Source organism: Crocinitomix algicola, assembly GCF_001661595.2.
GTDB classification, from domain to species: Bacteria; Bacteroidota; Bacteroidia; order Flavobacteriales_D; family Crocinitomicaceae; genus Crocinitomix; species Crocinitomix algicola.
Map to the genome: position 1 here is coordinate 80,608 of NZ_LYPF02000017.1, position 17,934 is coordinate 98,541.

At 35.7% G+C, this 17,934-nt stretch carries 15 protein-coding genes; 12 read left to right on the top strand and 3 right to left on the bottom strand.

Annotated features, from left to right (window positions below; genetic code table 11):
- The first annotated feature begins 90 nt into the window (after positions 1-90).
- The 4 genes from metG to A8143_RS11035 all read left to right on the top strand — a co-directional run bounded on the left by metG (position 91) and on the right by A8143_RS11035 (position 5,818).
- On the top strand, positions 91-2,160 hold the full coding sequence (metG, locus tag A8143_RS11020) for a methionine--tRNA ligase (RefSeq protein ID WP_394332113.1): 2,070 nt from the start codon (positions 91-93) through the stop codon (positions 2,158-2,160).
- 21 nt (positions 2,161-2,181) lie between these two features.
- Positions 2,182-4,134 carry a (E)-4-hydroxy-3-methylbut-2-enyl-diphosphate synthase gene (gene ispG, locus A8143_RS11025; RefSeq protein ID WP_070138115.1) on the top strand — a complete coding sequence of 651 codons (1,953 nt, stop codon included), beginning with the start codon at positions 2,182-2,184 and terminating at the stop codon, positions 4,132-4,134.
- Positions 4,135-4,207: 73 nt separating this feature from the next.
- Positions 4,208-5,413, top strand: a complete 1,206-nt coding sequence (locus A8143_RS11030; protein ID WP_070138116.1) for a kelch repeat-containing protein — start codon at positions 4,208-4,210, stop codon at positions 5,411-5,413.
- Positions 5,414-5,422: 9 nt separating this feature from the next.
- Positions 5,423-5,818 (top strand): hypothetical protein, encoded by a 396-nt coding sequence (locus A8143_RS11035; protein ID WP_070138117.1) that lies wholly within the window; start codon positions 5,423-5,425, stop codon positions 5,816-5,818.
- Here the strand turns inward: A8143_RS11035 and A8143_RS11040 are convergent.
- Together A8143_RS11040 and A8143_RS11045 are read right to left on the bottom strand one after the other, a co-directional pair.
- Positions 5,815-6,210, bottom strand: a complete 396-nt coding sequence (locus tag A8143_RS11040; protein WP_070138118.1) for an RNA-binding S4 domain-containing protein — start codon at positions 6,208-6,210, stop codon at positions 5,815-5,817. The two genes, A8143_RS11035 and A8143_RS11040, sit on opposite strands and share 4 nt — an antisense overlap.
- On the bottom strand, positions 6,210-6,563 hold the full coding sequence (locus A8143_RS11045) for an MmcQ/YjbR family DNA-binding protein (protein WP_070138119.1): 354 nt from the start codon (positions 6,561-6,563) through the stop codon (positions 6,210-6,212). The genes A8143_RS11040 and A8143_RS11045 overlap by 1 nt, the downstream gene beginning before the upstream one ends.
- Positions 6,564-6,697: 134 nt before the next feature.
- Here A8143_RS11045 and A8143_RS11050 point away from each other — a divergent pair, with 134 nt between their 5' ends.
- The 7 genes from A8143_RS11050 to A8143_RS11080 all read left to right on the top strand — a co-directional run bounded on the left by A8143_RS11050 (position 6,698) and on the right by A8143_RS11080 (position 14,766).
- Complete coding sequence (locus A8143_RS11050) at positions 6,698-7,630, top strand: PfkB family carbohydrate kinase (protein ID WP_070138120.1); 933 nt, start codon at positions 6,698-6,700, stop codon at positions 7,628-7,630.
- Between the two features lie 68 nt (positions 7,631-7,698).
- Positions 7,699-9,405, top strand: a complete 1,707-nt coding sequence (locus A8143_RS11055) for a DUF349 domain-containing protein (RefSeq protein WP_070138121.1) — start codon at positions 7,699-7,701, stop codon at positions 9,403-9,405.
- On the top strand, positions 9,405-10,115 hold the full coding sequence (locus A8143_RS11060; protein WP_070138122.1) for a hypothetical protein: 711 nt from the start codon (positions 9,405-9,407) through the stop codon (positions 10,113-10,115). The genes A8143_RS11055 and A8143_RS11060 overlap by 1 nt, the downstream gene beginning before the upstream one ends.
- Positions 10,112-11,866: a hypothetical protein gene (locus tag A8143_RS11065; RefSeq protein WP_070138123.1), complete on the top strand. Its 1,755-nt coding sequence runs from the start codon at positions 10,112-10,114 to the stop codon at positions 11,864-11,866. Before A8143_RS11060 ends, A8143_RS11065 begins: the two co-directional genes overlap by 4 nt.
- 12 nt (positions 11,867-11,878) lie before the next feature.
- Positions 11,879-12,649: a glycosyltransferase family 2 protein gene (locus A8143_RS11070; RefSeq protein ID WP_070138124.1), complete on the top strand. Its 771-nt coding sequence runs from the start codon at positions 11,879-11,881 to the stop codon at positions 12,647-12,649.
- Complete coding sequence (locus A8143_RS11075) at positions 12,646-13,641, top strand: glycosyltransferase family 9 protein (RefSeq protein WP_070138125.1); 996 nt, start codon at positions 12,646-12,648, stop codon at positions 13,639-13,641. Before A8143_RS11070 ends, A8143_RS11075 begins: the two co-directional genes overlap by 4 nt.
- Before the next feature lie 312 nt (positions 13,642-13,953).
- Positions 13,954-14,766 (top strand): DUF3108 domain-containing protein, encoded by an 813-nt coding sequence (locus A8143_RS11080; RefSeq protein WP_083261342.1) that lies wholly within the window; start codon positions 13,954-13,956, stop codon positions 14,764-14,766.
- 198 nt (positions 14,767-14,964) lie between these two features.
- On the opposite strand, the gene A8143_RS11085 is transcribed toward A8143_RS11080, so the two are convergent.
- Positions 14,965-15,951, bottom strand: a complete 987-nt coding sequence (locus A8143_RS11085; protein WP_070138126.1) for a bifunctional phosphoglucose/phosphomannose isomerase — start codon at positions 15,949-15,951, stop codon at positions 14,965-14,967.
- Between the two features lie 229 nt (positions 15,952-16,180).
- Between A8143_RS11085 and lysS the strand changes: the two genes are divergently transcribed.
- Complete coding sequence (gene lysS, locus A8143_RS11090) at positions 16,181-17,893, top strand: lysine--tRNA ligase (RefSeq protein ID WP_070138127.1); 1,713 nt, start codon at positions 16,181-16,183, stop codon at positions 17,891-17,893.
- The last annotated feature ends 41 nt before the right edge of the window (positions 17,894-17,934 follow it).

Genomic DNA, 17,934 nt, shown 5'->3' on the forward strand with positions numbered 1-17,934 from the left:
TTTCGATTCAAGTCTTTATCCATTAAAATATCTCATGATTCACCGTATATTTGTATTTTAATTCATCGTTTTAACGATGGGAAGAAATACTTGATGGAAGAAAATAAATATACTGTTACTGCCGCATTACCCTATGCAAACGGACCACTTCACCTAGGACATATCGCAGGAGTTTATCTCCCTGCAGACATTTTTGTGCGTTTTCTAAGAATGAAAAAAGAAGATGTTGTATTCGTTTGTGCAAGTGATGAACATGGAGCAGCAATAACGCTTCGTGCGAAAAAGGAAAAAACTACACCGCAAGAAATTGTGGATAAATACCACGAAATCAATAAAAAGGCTTTTGAAGATTTTGGGATAGAATTTGACATTTATTCGAGAACCTCAAATGAGATACATCACCAAACAGCGAGTGATTATTTTAAAGTATTGAATGAAAAAGGAAGTTTTATTAAAAAAACAACCGAGCAGTATTATGACGAGGAATTCAAGCAATTCTTAGCCGATCGATACATTACAGGAGAATGTCCGAATTGTCACAATGAAAATGCCTATGGAGACCAATGTGAAAAATGTGGTTCCGCATTAAGTCCTGAAGATTTAATAAATCCAATTTCTACTTTAAGCGGTAAAACTCCAATCCTAAAAGAAACTTCTCACTGGTTTTTGCCGATGGATCAGCATGAAGATTGGTTACGAACGTGGATTACAGAAGGAAAATTAGACGGTGTTCAACAACATGACCCTAAACTATGGAGAAACCAAGTAAATGGGCAATGTATGAGTTGGATTGATGGCGGTTTGCATCCAAGAGCAATGACAAGAGATTTGGACTGGGGTGTAAAAGTACCTGTGGAGGGAGCCGATGGAAAAGTTTTATACGTATGGTTGGATGCTCCAATTGGTTATATCTCTGCAACCAAAGAATGGGCTGCAACACAAAATAAAAAATGGGAAGACTATTGGACAGGAGATGCTAAATTGGTGCACTTTATCGGGAAAGACAATATTGTGTTTCACGCTATAATTTTTCCGATTTTATTAAAAGAACACGGCGGATTAATTTTGCCTGACAATGTTCCTGCCTATGAATTTTTAAACTTAGAAGGCGACAAATTTTCGACCTCAAGAAATTGGGCAGTATGGCTACATGAATACCTTCATGAAAATCCAGATAAAATTGATGAATTAAAGTATGTGCTAACCGCAATTGCTCCAGAAAGCAAGGATGCCGAATTTACATGGAAAGAATATCAAGCAAGGATAAACAATGAATTAGCCGATGTTTTAGGTAATTTTGTTAATCGTGCAATTGTTCTTACCCATAAATACTTTGAAGCAAAAGTCCCTTCGCGAAATGAACTTCTAGCTATAGACCTCGAAGTGATTAATCAACTAAAATCATTTCCTGAAAAAATAGAAGACCTTTTGCGCAGATACAAAATTAGGGAAGCACAAAGTGAAGCGCTGAATTTAGCAAGGTTAGGCAATAAATATTTAGCTGAAACGGAACCGTGGAAATTAGCAAAAACAGACATGAATCGCGTAGAAACGATTCTAAATATTGCGCTTCAAATAACTGCAAACTTAACCCTAATTCTTGCACCATTTTTACCTCAAAAAGCAAAAAAAATCGCTAGTTTTCTTAATTACAATGAATCTGATTGGAATCAAGCTGGTAGTATAGATCTATTGCCAGATAATCACGCCTTAGACAAAAATAAACCAAGTATCTTAATCAGTAAAATTGAAGATGAATTTGTTGCCAAACAAATTGAAAAATTAGAAGCTAGTAAAATGGAAAATCAAACAACTACTTTCCCTCCACAAAAAGAACTTACACAATTTGATGACTTTATGAAAATGGACATTCGTGTAGGTGAAATTTTAACCGCTGAGAAAGTTAAAAAAGCAGATAAACTTCTAAAACTTACTGTTGATACTGGCGTAGATAAAAGAACTGTTGTATCAGGAATTGCAGAACATTATTCGCCTGAAGATGTTATAGGTAAAAAAGTAAGTATTCTTATGAATTTAGCTCCTCGAAAAATTAGAGGTGTAGAGTCACAAGGAATGATTCTCATGGCAGAGAATTCTGAAGGAAAATTAAGCTTTGTATCTCCAGAAGAGGGATTTGAAACTGGAGCAGAAATAAGGTAATAGTGTTTAAGACAAACTAGGATGAATCAGGACCAAAAATATTGCAATAGTCTCACAGAGTTTTCGCGACTAAAGTCACTTGAAGTTAAAGTAGGAGATATTGCTTTTGGTGGAGACAACCCAATTCGTCTTCAGTCGATGACAACCACTGACACCATGGAGACTGAGGCTTCTGTTGAACAAGCCATTCGCATGATTGATGCGGGTTGCGAACTCGTTCGATACACTGCTCCATCCAAAAAGGAAGCTGAGAACCTAAAAAACATTAGACAAGCTCTAAATGAACGCGGTTATACCACGCCAATTGTTGCCGATATTCATTTTACACCGAATGCGGCAGAAGTTGCAGCCTTACATATTGAAAAAATAAGGGTCAATCCCGGAAATTACGCCGATAAAAAGAAATTTGAAGAGATTGAATACACCGACGAATCCTACCAAGAAGAATTAATTCGAATTCGTAAAAAATTCACTCCCTTAGTTTTACTCTGCAAAGACCTTAATCGTGCCATGCGCATTGGGACAAATCACGGGTCTCTTTCTGATCGAATTACGAGTCGATATGGAGATACACCTCATGGAATGGTTCAATCTGCGTTGGAATTTATTGAGATTTGTGAAGATAATGAATTTTACAATCTTGTAATTTCAATGAAATCAAGCAATACGGAGGTTATGGTTCAAGCTTACCGTATACTTGCACAAAAAATGATTCAAAAAGGGCGAGTTTATCCTTTGCATTTAGGAGTAACCGAAGCTGGAGAAGGAGAAGACGGTCGAATTAAATCTGCAGTAGGAATAGGGACATTATTAGCCGATGGATTAGGAGATACGATCAGGGTATCATTAACCGAAGCACCTGAAAATGAAATTCCTGTTGCTCGTATTCTTGCAAAACGTTTTGAAAACTTACCGAAAGACCATCATTTAATAACACCGATTACAGGCGCACTCCCTTACGATCCATTCACCCATACACGAAGAGAAAGTCATGAAGTAAGAAATATTGGCGGACATCAGGTCCCTGTAGTTGTTTCAGATTTAAGTCAAATTTCTGACATTAAACCCGCGCACTTTTTCGCAAGCGGTTATAATTATAATGTCCCAGATGATAAATGGCATTTAAAAGAACTTTGTGCAGATTATATCTATACCGGTAAATCAATTCCGAATTTTGAACTCCCTGGTTCACTTGGTATTATTTGTGACGCCCAAGTTTGGGAGAAGAAAAATCAAGTTTATCCGTTATTTAAATGGCATGAATTTTTGGTGAGTTCACAACAATCTGAGGAATTAAATTTTGTGAAAATTGATGCTGATCAATTGGATGACCTCCACACAATTAAAGCAAATTCTCAATTTACAAATGTTGTTTTAGTCTTAGACACCGACCATCCTCATCGTGTCATGGCGAATCGACGTTTTATGATTGAATTAATGAATTTGGGGATTACCAATCCTGTCATAATAAAATCAAAATATAACGATTTAGATAACGAAACTTTTCAATTATACAGTGCAGCAGATTTAGGGTCTTTATTACTCGATGGATTTGGTGACGGTATACAAATCGTCACTGAAAATACTGGCACACCACAATTGGTTACAGCAACCAGCTTTGGTATTCTGCAAGCTTCCCGAAAACGGATCTCAAAGACAGAATATATTTCATGTCCTTCTTGTGGAAGAACGCTATTTGATCTTCAAGAGACAACGGCCAAAATTCGCGCTAAAACAAATCATTTAAAAGGATTGAAAATCGGCATTATGGGTTGCATTGTTAACGGTCCAGGTGAAATGGCAGATGCCGATTATGGTTATGTTGGCGTGGGAAAAGGAAAAATAAACTTGTACAAAGAAAAAGAAGTTGTCAAACGAAATATTCCTGAAGGAGATGCCCTGGATGAATTAGTTAACTTGATTCGTGAATATGGTGATTGGGTTGAACCAAAATATTCTGAAGCAGAAGAATAGCCTTCATAGATTAAAAAAAACATGCTTTTTAAGTTCACTTCATTCTTTGTATATTTTCTAAAAATTATGCACAATGAAGATATCTCTTACACTTTTAACACTTAGTTTTTCTTTCGTAATATTTTCGCAAGATTGGGAAGAAAAGGCAAGTCTACCTGCAGCAGCTATTGAACGTCATCATCCTATTACTTTTACAATTGGAGGTGTTGCATATCTTGTAACTGGCGCAAAACCCGGTGCAGGCGTACTTAAAGATTTTTATTCATACGACATGGACACGGATACCTGGTCAACATTACCAGATTTCCCCGGTCAAGCTAGAGGTTTTTCATACGGCGTAAGCACCAATGAAAAAGGGTACCTTGGATTTGGATTATATGAAAACGAAGATACTTTTGAATATTTTTCTTTAAATGATTTCTGGTCTTATGAACCAATATCAGGAGAATGGACCGAACTTACACCTTGTCCATGCATTTCAAGATGGCACCCCGCAATGGTTCAAGTAAACAATAAAATATATGTGGGATTAGGTGGAAGCGAGTTTGGTGATTTAAAGGACTGGTGGGAATATGATATTGAAACAGACACTTGGACCGAAAAGGAGGAGTTTCCTGGGACAGAAAGACACCATCCCTATTACTTCGGAATCGGAGACGACGTATATGTAGGATTTGGTCATCATAACTCATTCATTTTTAATGATTTTTATCGTTATAATCCCGCTACAGATTCATGGACCGAATTAGGCACTTTTCCAGAACAAGGTCGTGTTGCAGGAACCCAGTTTTCTTACGATGGTAAAGGGTATATTTTAAGTGGCCAAGGAGAAACACATACTAATTTACCCACTGGTGAATTTTGGGAATATGATCCAAGTGACGACAGTTGGACTGAATTATTGGCTCATCCCGGAGCTGGCAGATGGGCACCCGGTTCATTTGTGATTGATGGATTTGCTTTTTTTACATGTGGAGAAGCGAATGCCGGCGAACAAAAAGATTTAATTTCCTTTGCATTAACACCATCTGCAAATATTGAAGAAATTACTTCAGAACTAGAAATTTACCCTAATCCGACGCATGGGAAAATTTACTTTAAGTCTGATGAAAAGTGGAACAATGCCACAGTGGAAATATTGGATGCCACTGGCAAATTAGTCGACCAAACAACTATTCTTAATCAAACCATCAATTTAGAAAAATTGCAAAAAGGAGTTTATTTACTTCGGATTAAAGGGAATAATACAGTTCGTGTTGAACGCGTTACCGTACATTAAATAATACTAATGAAAGGATTCTTTATAGTATTTTCATTCTTCATTGTCAGTCTATTTTCATCTTGTGATTCACCATCAACAGTATTGCAAAAACCGATAGAAAAGAAAGCGCAAGACCCTGAAAAATTTGTCCTCACCGGTGAACTAATTCGAAAAGGGTTGATCAAAAAGAACGGGATGGAAACCGGATATACCGATCTTTACATTCGCGCATCTGTTCAAGATTATTACATCAAATTTTGCGAAAGTGAAGTGGATCGAGGTGTGCTTGAACCACTAATAGGACAAGTTGTTTCAATTCATGTCGTCATTAAATCAGGGCTTTGGGATGATTGCGACGAATCGGAAACAGAAGAGCAAAGCAGAACTGGAAACTATGTTGTGGTGAAGGAGTTAATGAATTAATCCTCATCATCTTGGTCATAATACCCTTGGCGAAGAAATTTTTCTAAATGCCTACGTTCTTTTGTTGTCGGTTTTCCCATTCCATTATGACGATATGATTTTTGTGATGCCTGAAATAATTTATATTTCTCTATCTCTTCTGTTGGTGTGATATCGCGGATATATTGTTCGACCAACTTTGCTCCAACTCGCTTTTCCAATAATTCTAAAACCTTGTACGAAAAAACTGCTCCGCTTTTTTTAACGGACACAATATCGCCAACTTTCACTTCTTTCGATGCCTTCACGGGCTCATCATTCACTAAAATTTTATTCGTTTTACACTGATTCGCCGCTAAACTCCTCGTCTTAAACAAACGTACTGCCCAAACAAATTTATCAATCCTCGCCATTATAATTCAGCTAATTCCGCCTGTAATTTTTTAGTTAAACTTTTCACTACCAAAGTGTATGAGTCATCAATCCATTCGAATACTAAACGGTCGCTCGCATCTGCATTTACCGTCACCGTATTCCAATGTTTTTTACTCATATGATAACCCGGTTCAACAGCATGGAATTGTTCTCTCAATTCAACAGCCTTATCTGGTTCACATTTCAAATTCATACTTCCAAAACCTTCGATATTTGCCAATGCAAACATTTTACCCATCACCTTAAAAACAAGGGTGTTTTCATCAAAAGGAAAACTTTCAGTAACGCCTTTTTTCGCGATGCAGTAATTTCGAAATTCTTCAATATTCATCTTTCTACACTTTGACTCAAAGTTAATCAATTTTAAGCGAAAGTTAAGCGTCCTATTATTGACAATCGACTTCCTAAAATAAATTTTTGCCCTAATCGTTAAAACCTTATATTTGCAGTCTAAAATTGAAATTAATGAGTTTATTGACAGTAGGAAGTGTGGCCTTTGATGCCATTGAAACACCGTTTGGAAAAACGGATAAAATTATTGGTGGTGCAGGTACTTACATTGCCTTATCTTCATCTTATTTTACAAAAGATCAAAAAATTGTTTCAGTTGTTGGAGAAGATTTTCCAAATGAAACCTTAGAAGATTTGCAAAAAAGAGGCATTGATATTGAAGGAATTCAAGTCAAAAAAGGAGAGAAAACTTTCTTCTGGTCAGGTAAATATCATAACGATATGAACACGCGTGATACATTGGTTACAGAATTGAATGTTTTAGGAGAGTTTGACCCTGTTATTCCGGCCGCTTATCAAGGCGTTGAATATTTAATGCTTGGAAATTTAACACCAGCTGTTCAAAAACAAGTTATTGAACGTTTAGATGATCGACCAAAATTAATTGCAATGGATACCATGAACTTTTGGATGGACGTTGCTTGGGATGATTTAATGGAAACGATTAAAATGGTAGATGTTTTAATCATCAATGATGAGGAAGCTCGTCAATTGTCAAAAGAATATTCTTTAAAAAAGGCGGCCAGCGTTATTATGGGCATGGGGCCAAAATATTTAATCATTAAAAAAGGGGAGCACGGCGCTCTTTTGTTTGGTGAGAATGAAAATGTATTTTTTGCACCAGCATTACCGTTAGAAGAAGTGTTTGACCCAACTGGAGCAGGAGATACCTTTGCTGGAGGATTTATAGGATATTTAGCTAAAACTGATGATATTTCATTTGAAAACATGAAAAGAGCGGTTATCACAGGTTCTGCCATGGCTTCATTTTGCGTTGAAAAATTTGGTACTGAACGTATCGAAAATTTAAGTCAAGATGAAATCTACAATCGTATCATGGAATTTGTTGATTTAGCTTCTTTCGAAATTAAAAAAGAACTTGTTTAATCTTATCAATAACAACTACTGCACGTTTTGATTAAAGTCAAAACTTCTACCCTAACATCGTTTAAAAAATGAAAGCTGAAATTGTAGCGAAAATTAAAGAATTGGCCGAACAAGAATTGGTCATGCCTTCTTTAAATGAATTCAATGATTTAGTTACTGAATTCTATAAAATTCAAGACGAAGAAGAGCGCCAATGGGAAATTAAAAAATTGGAACGAATTGAAGCTGGTGAAAAACCAGAAGCAATCGAAAAACCAATCTATCCTTTGCTCGCTGAATTTAAAGTCTTTTCTAACCTTTTTAAAGAGAAAAAGAAAGTAGAAATTCAAGCAAAAAAAGATTCTGAAAAAGCCAACCTTCAAAAGAAAAAAGCACTTATCGCTGCATTTTCTGATTTAGTGCAAAACGAAGAAAATATTGGGCGTGCTATTGGACGTTTTAAAGATATCCAAGAAAGTTGGAAAGAAGTAGGACCTATTCCACGTGATAAGCGTCAAGCCATTCAACAAGAGTTTTCGCAATTGGTAGACACTTTTCAATACAACATTAATATCTATAAAGAAATTAAGGATCACGATTTAACGCGTAACTTAAAACTTAAAGAGGATGTTATTGAAGCCTTGAAGGCCTTGCTTGAAATGGACAAAATTAAAACAATCGAAAAAGAATTGCATCGACTGCAAGATGAGTGGAACGCCATTGGTGGAACCCACCAAGACGATTGGGAAAAAATTAAAGAAAGTTATTGGGAAATTGTCAATAAAGTTTACGAAAAAATTCATGCGTTCTATGATCAAAGAAGAGCAGAGCAAGCTGAAAATATCGTAAAAAAGAAAGCCTTGATTGAGCAAGCAAAAGAAGTCATTTCTGGAGAACTTAAATCGCATGCACAATTCAAAAAAACAACTGACGAATTATTAGCATTACAAGCAGAGTGGAAAACAATAGGATACGGACCAAAAGAGGAAAACGATCAGGTTTGGGAAGATTTTAGAGCTGTTTGTAACTCATTTTTTGACCAAAAGAAAGCGTTTTATGCTGAGCGTGACCAAAAGTTTGACGGCATTAAGAAACGTAAAGGAGCTTTGATTGAAGCAGCACATGAAATTAAAGATTCTACTGATTGGAAAACGGGAACACAAAAAATTATCGCGCTTCAAAAACAATGGAAAGAAATTGGTTCTGCTGGTCCAAAATTTGAAAATAAATTGTGGAAGAAATTCCGTGAACCAATCGATTATTTCTTTGCGGCAAAAGAAGGTCATTTTGCAGAAAAAGATGAAGCTAACAAAGAAAATTTAACTAAAAAAGAAGCTTTAATTGAAAATATTAAAGCGTATGAATTGAACGAAGACCCTAAAAAGTCTATCGAAGATTTGAGAGCTTTTTCGGCTGAGTTTGCTGAAATAGGTAATGTTCCTTTTAAAGATAAAGACAAAATCTACAAAGCCTATAAAGATGCACTTGATGCAAAGTATGATGCCATAAAAATGGAGAAAAATGAAAAAGATAAAATTCTTTTCCAAGCTAAAATCGACTCCATAAAAGGAAATGCGAATAGTGATAACCTCATCGAAAAAGAACAACGTGCTATTCGAACTAAAATAGATCATTTGAAAAAAGATTTACTACAGTTTGAAAATAACTTGTCGTTTTTTGCTAATGCAGATGAATCAAACCCATTATTTAAAAACGTAATGGATAATATTGACAAAACAAAAGCCGAAATAGAAGCTCAAAAAGCAAAACTCAAAATGTTTAGAAAGGCCAAATAATGAATAAAGTAGTAAACGTATTTTCAGGTATTATTCTCGTACTTTTCTGTGCGTTTGCTATGGGGATTGTATATGACCTTTCATTAACGTCAAATTTAGCGCTAAAAAACCTTCCTTACCGCTATGAAATTGCTTATGCTGTAACCTTGGTTATAGCACTTTTAGGAAGTTTGCGAATAGTGAGAAGATGGCAAGGGGCAAAAGACATGGTTCGTTTTACAAAATTTACCTTCGAACGACCAATTGGTGATGCTGCAAAGCGTTTATCAATCGTCTATTCGGTAGCAGAGTATACATTCACCCTTCTTTTACTCTATGTTTTCTATCAAATGTCTAGCCTAGATGCAAAACTTGTATTTCCAATAATGGTTGTACTCGCTTTATTGTTTGCAGAAGGATTGGTTTTTTTAATGCGTGTAGTGCGAGGTGGTAAGGCATTCAGAATTGGTATTAATAAATCTGTTATTGCTTATTTTGATCGTGAAATTCACCTCATTTATTTTACGGGATTAACGCGGGTAGAAATGCACCAAGACATGATAAATTTTCAGTACAAGAAAGATTTAAATATACTAATGCCATTAGACGTCATTCCGACAAATGAACGGGTTGCCTTTCGAGATGCCGTTATTGAAACATTGGAAACTGAATTGAAAGAGAAAAAAGGAAAAATTATCTATATTGACGATGCCTTTAGAAATTTAAAATGATCCAACGATATCCTTTTATTAAAATTCCTCTTTTACTTACGTTTTCTTTATTCTTGTTTCATCTTGCCCAAAAGGATTTTGACAACCCCTATGAGCGTCCAATAGCCGGAGACGCCCAAGCATATTACGCTTATTTACCCGCCATTTTTATCTACAGTGATCTATCATACGACTTTTTAAAAGAAACGAATCAGAAGTATTACCCAACAGAAATTCAAAAAGACTTTTTAAAAGAGGCAGGCGAAGGAGTGGTCAACAAAACCTTTCCCGGGGTTGCGGTACTTTATTTGCCCTTTTTTCTAATCGCTCACGTACTTTCCTTACTGTTTGGTTTACCTGCGGATGGTTATTCCTTTTTATACCAACTCCTTTTTGATATTGGTTTATGGACATATCTTTTTCTTGGACTTGTTATACTCAATAAAATACTGTCCTTTTTAAACTTCAATAATCGTGTCCGCAATTACACCCTTTTAGCGCTAGTGCTTGGAACGAACATCTTTTTTTATTCAGTTTATGACCAGTCTGTTACGCATATTTATAATTTTTTTATGGTAAACATGTGTGTGTATACCTTGTTTAAGTTTAAAGAAGATGGTCAGTTTAAATGGGTTGGTATTTTAATGTTTTTTTTAGCATTAATGGCAATTACAAGACCGACAAATGGTTTAGCATTAGGATTGCTCGTATTTTTCTTTCCGTCTTGGAAGTTTTTCCGCTCAATTTTTCAATCTGCATTCAAACCGCTTAACTTTCTCAAAATTGTACTCATCATCGTGCCTATTATGGCTTTGCCTTTCTTGTTATGGAAAGCTCAGGTGAATTCTTGGATTGTTTATTCATACGGTGAAGAAGTTTTTGTGTTTTCTCAACCTCATCTGCCCGAGTTTCTATTCTCCTATTTTAAAGGTTGGTTTACCTATACGCCTCTTGCACTTGTTATGCTCATTTTAGGATTTTATTTTCTTTACCATAAAAACAAGACGCAAGTATGGATTGGCATTATGTTTTATGCTATTTGTGTTTACATATTTAGCTGTTGGTGGTGCTGGTATTACGGAGCAGGAATGAGTCAACGCGTAATGATTGACCATTATATTTTATTAGCGTTCTTAATGGCCTTAACTTTTCAAAAAATTGCAGCGCATAACTGGCTTAAATATAGTGTTTCGATTATTACCATTTTAACCATTGGCTTAAATATTGTTCAAGCCTATCAAATTAGACATGGTATCATCAGCGGAGGTTCTGCTACGAAGGAAAAATATTGGGATACTTTCTTGGATTTAGATAAAAAAGCAAGGGTATATCCTTTTGATCATTGGAAGCTTGAACAAACTATTTCAATTGATCTAAATCCTGAAAGTAAAAACACAGACAAATCAACTCCACGGTTTATTGAGGATGCTTGGACCACTGAAGTGAACGAATTTCAACCGTATTCAAGCTCGGTTTTATTAAAAAACTTAAATTTAAGAAGAGGAGCAAGAATGAGACTTAGTTTTGAAGCTCGAGCAAGACATGATATTAAAGAAACGCGAATGGTGTTTGTCAACAACAAAGAATTGATTGTTTTTGGTTTAGATCAATACCTGAAGAAAGATGAATGGGTACGCGTTGAATGGCTTTATGAGCCTCTCGATTCGATTAACCATGTTCCAAGTGTATATTTTTGGAATGGAAACTCGCATGAAAAGGTAGAATTTAAATCGTTTAAAATTGATTTATTTTTTGCTGAAAAGTTTCTCTAAAATGATTGATTAATGAATAAAGATACAGCGCAAAAATTATCAGTTGTTATCATTACCTATAATGAAGAAAAGAATATTGTACGTTGTTTAGAATCTGTCCAGGCAGTAGCGGATGAAATTATAATCGTTGACAGTTATTCTAAAGACAATACCGAATCCCTTGCTAGCGCATTTGATGTTCGCTTTATCCCGCATTCATTTGAAGGTCATATAGAACAAAAAAATTGGGCAAAAGATCAAGCCAAGCACCCCCTAATTCTCTCGTTAGACGCTGATGAAGCATTAGATGAAAAGCTCACAGAATCCATCCTTTCGATCAAAAATAATCCTACTGCTGATGGTTATAAAATGAACAGATTGACCAATTATTGCGGAAAATGGATTCATCACACCGGTTGGTATCCCGATACCAAATTAAGACTTTGGAAAAAAGGCAAAGGAGAATGGACAGGGGAAAACCCGCATGATGAATTTAAACTCTTTGACCAGTCTACAACCATAAATCATTTAAAAGGAGATATATTACATTATAGTTATCATCATCCCGAAGATCATGATAAACAAATCGCTTATTTTACAGATATTGCCGCCAATGCTTTTGTAAAAAAAGGCAAGAAACCTTTCATATTTCAGGAATATCTGAGCGCGTTTTTAAAGTTCGTTAAATGCTATTTTATCAAATTTGGCTTTTTGGATGGTAAAGAAGGGTGGATAATTAGTAAAAAATCAAGTTATGCAGCTTACCTGAAATACAAAAAAATCAAACAGCTCTTAAAGTCGTGATAAAAGATCCAAAAAAAATTGTCATCAGCCGAACAGATAGTATTGGTGATGTTGTTTTAACCTTGCCATTGGCAGGAATTCTAAAAACAGCTTTTCCCAATACTAAAATTATCTTTTTAGGTAACACTTATACAAAACCAATCATCCAATGTTCGTCTCATATTGATGAAGTTTGGGAGTGGGCGGAATTGGAGAAAAAAGATGAAAAACACCTTGTTGATTGGTTGAAATCTCAAGAAATAGACGTTTTCTTGCATATTTTTCCACGTAAAAAACTAGCACAACTCGTTAAGAAAGCAGGAATAAAACATCGTGTGGGTACATCGCATCGCTTATACCACTTGTTAACTTGTAATCATCGCCCAAATTTTACCCGAAAAAAATCAGATCTTCACGAGGCACAGCTGAATACCAAACTTCTTATTCCTCTTGGAATTCAGAAGGAATACTCCTTAGATCAATTAGGGGAATTTGTAGGTTTTCACAAAATCCCTAGTTTACCTGAAAAATTCAAAAATCTAATTGATCCCACTAAAATCAATTTAGTATTGCACGCAAAATCACAAGGTAGTGCCATTGAATGGGGTGTTACCAAATTTATACAACTGGCATCAACCTTAGATGCTCATAAATTTAATCTCTTCTTTACTGGAACAGAGAAAGAAAGTGAATCATTTCGATCACAACTGCCATCCAAAGAAAATATTCATGACTTATCTGGTCAAATGACCTTGGATGAGCTGATTGCTTTTATTGCTAATATCGACGGACTTGTTGCTGCCAGTACTGGTCCTTTGCACATAGCCGGTCTAGCCAACCGTTATGCCATCGGTCTATTTTCTTCTATCCGTCCTATTCATCCTGGTAGATGGAGACCATTAGGAGAAAATGTAATCGTCCTCGTAGATGAAAAAAATACTGACTTTTCCCAACCATTAGCAATAGATACACGTGATGTTGTTGAAGCCCTAAACTGTTTAGAAAAGAAATAAGCCCGGAACCTCTCCTGAACCGGACTTATTAAACTTTGAAATGAAAAAAACTACTTACTCTGTTTCTAAATATAAGTACTATTCCCCTGTAAAACAAATTTTTCCCGTAAAATAGAAGCAATTTATCTCGAATCAATCCGAAAACCTCTGTATTTCTGTAATTGTTAATCTAAACGTTTAAGGTCATTTTATTATTATTGCTTAACTCTTGCGTATTTTTTAAAACCACCTCAATAGGTGCACAAATCCAATTGCCATTTTTTGGCAAGGAATTTGTTTTACCTAGAATATTAAACCAATAAAATTAAAGTGATGAAGAAATTAAGTATGGTAGTTTTTGCAATTGCTACTATCTTGGTGAGTCACGGAATGGAGAACTTGCCAGGAGATGAAATTGCAGCAGGAACCTTTAAAAAGGTAGAGAACAAAGCTTTTAAACCGGGCGAAAAACTAATTTATCGCCTTACCTATGGAATATTCGATGCGGGAGAAGCAACCTTAACAGTTGATGAAACAAAAAAAGAAGTGAACGGACGCAAGTTATGGCGTGTAAGAGGAATTGGAAAAACCATTTCTGCCTTTGAATGGTTTTACAAAGTAAACGATCGCTACGAGTCTTATATGGATGCAGAAGGTATGTTTCCATGGTTATTTATTCGTCGTGTGAATGAAGGAGGGTATAAAATAGAGCAAGACTATACTTTTTTTCAGCACCAAAACACCGTTGATAACGGAGCAGGTAAAAAATTTAACGTGCCCAATATGGTACAAGATATGATTTCTAGTTTCTATTACGCACGTACTTTAGATTTTAGCAAAGCCAAAAAAGGAGACAAATACCTTGTAAATATTTTTTTAGATGACGAATTATACCCAACTCAAATCAAATTCTTAGGGAAAGAGGTCATCAAAACAAGGACAGGGAAATATCGTTGTTTAAAGTTTGCTCCTGTTGTTCAAGAAGGTCGAGTTTTTAATAGTGAAGATGATCTTACAGTATGGATTACTGATGACGGAAACAAAATTCCAATTATGGCGAAAGCTAATATTAAAGTAGGATCAATGAAAATGCATTTGGTTGATTGGGATGGCCTATCTAATCCCATGGCTAAAGTAGAAAAATAAATTGTTTTTAGATTTAATAATTGATAGGTGGATGAACCACACCACTAAAAAGCTGGTTTAATAGTAAGACTCATCAAAATCTGTTTTAATGGATTGGGGTGAGTCTTTTTTATAGTGCGATAAGAACTTCTTTATCACAAAAAACAGACATCAATCTTTTATAGGTTTTCCTGTACTCTAATGGTAAGACTTAAACGACTATTTCATCTTAGCCATTTCTCCCTTTAAATGTGAAATTACATCCACCTCAACGGGATCAATATTCTTAATTTCAGAAATAAAGTACGAAACCCAATCACCAAGATGTATAAGGAAAAAAGTATGCTCCAATTTAGTTGTTCCCCTAGCCTCAACTTCTAAAATAGTGTCCGTATAGTTTTGAATTACTTCTTTACAAATTTCCCAACGTCGATTCGTCCTAGGATGATTCAAACTTGATTTCAAAAAAATAGGTGCAATATTTTTGTTGCCGCCTGCCCATCCCACAAGTTCGTTATGGGTCATTTCTGGTAATACATGGTGCCAACAAAGTTCTTTCCCATTTTCATTGATTTGTTGTCTCCATCGCACAGCTACACCTTCAAAATCATTTCCTGCATAAATAATGGAGCGTTTTCCTTGAAACGCCTGTGCAATCCGCATGGCTTCTTCTTGTATTGCATGCTCTTGATCATCCAATAAGTCAATCACCTTATCCAAATCTGATTTGAGATTGTATTCAATCAAACCATACTTAGACAAAAGATATAATTGCTGAACTAAAGAATAAGCTAACATCGCACGAGGTTGCTCTCCTCCTGGAACTTGACAATAATTCCAATTATTCGTTTTAGCCGAATCTAAAATCTCACCGCCGGATGTAATAACCGCAATTTCTGAACCTCTTTGATTACATTCTGCCACTGCACTTAACGTTTCTTCCGTGTTTCCAGAATATGAAGATGCAATCACCAATGTGTTTTCATTTACCCAAGCAGGAACTTCATAATCGTTAATACATAGAAAAGGAACTTTCAAATCGTTCTTCAAGAGCAAAGCGATTATCTTACCACCAATTCCCGAACCTCCTAGACCACACACCAAAATTGTATGAATCTCTTTTGAAGCTGGTTGAAAATGTGCTTTTTCGCCGATTTGTATGGCTTCTTTTATTTGCTTCGATAAATTGGCAATCAGTTCTTTCATCTTTGTAAAATTCAATTAATTGAGTTGCGAAATGGGGTTAAATTACATGCGTAATCTTCTATTTAACACCATGAATGTACAAAACAATTTTCAAACCCTCAAACATAGTACTTTTCAACGTGAAAAAAGGGCTAAACTTAAAGTAATTTCGTTAAATTTCGGTTTCAAATATCACATCCCACCGTATTAACAATTATCTTTGCAATCTTAAATTGCTGAAATTATGAGTATGATCGAGCTATCCGACCAAGAAATTCAACGAAGAGCTTCTGCTGAAAAATTGCGTGAATTGGGCATTGACCCTTTTCCAGCAGCTTTATATCCTGTTGATCATTTATCAAAGACCATTAAAGCCAATTATGAAGAAGGTAAAAAGGTGGTAATTGCAGGGCGTTTAATGCGAAAGAAAATTCAAGGAAAAGCCTCTTTTGGTGAATTGCAAGATAGCGCAGGTCGTATTCAAATCTACATCAATCGGGATGAAATTTGCCCCGGTGAAGACAAAACATTGTACAATGATGTTTTTAAAAAATTATTGGATCATGGCGATTTTATCGGAGTTGAGGGCCGTGTTTTTAAAACACAAGTAGGTGAAATTTCTGTTAAAGTGGAAAAATTTACGGTACTCAGTAAATCATTAAAACCATTGCCACAACCTAAAACGGATGAAGATGGTAAAGTGCACGATGCATTTACAAACCCTGAACTAAGGTACCGCCAACGCTATGTTGATTTAGTGGTGAACCCACAGGTAAAAGAAGTTTTTGTAAAACGAACAAAGTTGATGGCTGCTATGCGCCAATTCTTCAACGATAAAGGTTATTTTGAGGTTGAAACCCCAATCCTACAACCAATACCTGGAGGTGCAGCCGCACGACCATTCGTAACTCATCACAATGCATTGGATATCCCTTTGTACATGCGTATTGCTAACGAATTGTATTTAAAACGTTTAATTGTAGGAGGTTTTGATGGCGTATATGAGTTTTCAAAAAACTTCCGAAACGAAGGTATGGATCGCACACATAATCCTGAATTTACCGCAATGGAAATTTATGTTTCCTACAAGGATTATAATTGGATGATGGATTTCACCGAAAAATTATTGGAACATTGCGCAATTGCCGTTAACGGAACTTCGGAAGTTGTATTTGGTGAGCACAAAGTAGATTTCAAAGCGCCTTATAAACGTGTAACCATGCGCCAGTCAATCATTGATTTTACAGGTTTTGATATTAAAGATAAATCCGAGGACGAATTGCGGCAATGGTGTTTATCGAACAATATTGAAGCGGACGAAACAATGGGACGAGGCAAACTTATTGACGAAATTTTTGGAGAAAAATGTGAAGGAAATTATATCCAACCTACCTTTATTACGGATTATCCTAAAGAAATGTCCCCATTGTGTAAAGCCCACCGCGACGACCCTAGTTTAACTGAACGATTTGAATTAATGGTGTGCGGAAAAGAAATTGCCAATGCATACTCCGAATTAAATGATCCTATTGACCAACGCGAACGATTCGAAGAACAGTTGCGACTCGCTGCTAAAGGAGACGATGAAGCTGGAGAATTTATCGATCAGGATTTTTTAAGAGCTTTGGAGTATGGAATGCCACCAACATCTGGTCTCGGTATTGGAATTGATCGTTTAGTAATGTACTTAACCAATAACCAATCCATTCAAGAGGTTCTATTCTTCCCGCAAATGAAACCTGAGAAGTTTTCTGAGAAAAAATCACTTGATTTAAACGAAAACGAAAAGGCTATTTTCGATATTATTTCAGAGCGTAAATCAATGAATTTGAATGATTTAAAAGAAGCTACTGGATTATCAAATAAGCAATGGGATAAAGGAATTAAGGCACTCGGCAAGCTTGGAGTCACAAAAGTGACGAAAACAGACGATGATTTGATCGTTGATTACACGGGCGAGTGATAAGCCTAATAAAGACAACACTTTCAAAGTAAAATAATAGA

Coding starts and splice junctions, on each gene's coding strand:
- ispG (WP_070138115.1), top strand. CDS start 2,182: ATGAATCAGGACCAAAAATATTGCAATAGTCTCACAGAGTTTTCGCGA.
- A8143_RS11030 (WP_070138116.1), top strand. CDS start 4,208: ATGAAGATATCTCTTACACTTTTAACACTTAGTTTTTCTTTCGTAATA.
- A8143_RS11035 (WP_070138117.1), top strand. CDS start 5,423: ATGAAAGGATTCTTTATAGTATTTTCATTCTTCATTGTCAGTCTATTT.
- A8143_RS11040 (WP_070138118.1), bottom strand. CDS start 6,210: ATGGCGAGGATTGATAAATTTGTTTGGGCAGTACGTTTGTTTAAGACG.
- A8143_RS11045 (WP_070138119.1), bottom strand. CDS start 6,563: ATGAATATTGAAGAATTTCGAAATTACTGCATCGCGAAAAAAGGCGTT.
- A8143_RS11050 (WP_070138120.1), top strand. CDS start 6,698: ATGAGTTTATTGACAGTAGGAAGTGTGGCCTTTGATGCCATTGAAACA.
- A8143_RS11055 (WP_070138121.1), top strand. CDS start 7,699: ATGAAAGCTGAAATTGTAGCGAAAATTAAAGAATTGGCCGAACAAGAA.
- A8143_RS11060 (WP_070138122.1), top strand. CDS start 9,405: ATGAATAAAGTAGTAAACGTATTTTCAGGTATTATTCTCGTACTTTTC.
- A8143_RS11065 (WP_070138123.1), top strand. CDS start 10,112: ATGATCCAACGATATCCTTTTATTAAAATTCCTCTTTTACTTACGTTT.
- A8143_RS11070 (WP_070138124.1), top strand. CDS start 11,879: ATGAATAAAGATACAGCGCAAAAATTATCAGTTGTTATCATTACCTAT.
- A8143_RS11080 (WP_083261342.1), top strand. CDS start 13,954: ATGAAGAAATTAAGTATGGTAGTTTTTGCAATTGCTACTATCTTGGTG.
- A8143_RS11085 (WP_070138126.1), bottom strand. CDS start 15,951: ATGAAAGAACTGATTGCCAATTTATCGAAGCAAATAAAAGAAGCCATA.
- lysS (WP_070138127.1), top strand. CDS start 16,181: ATGATCGAGCTATCCGACCAAGAAATTCAACGAAGAGCTTCTGCTGAA.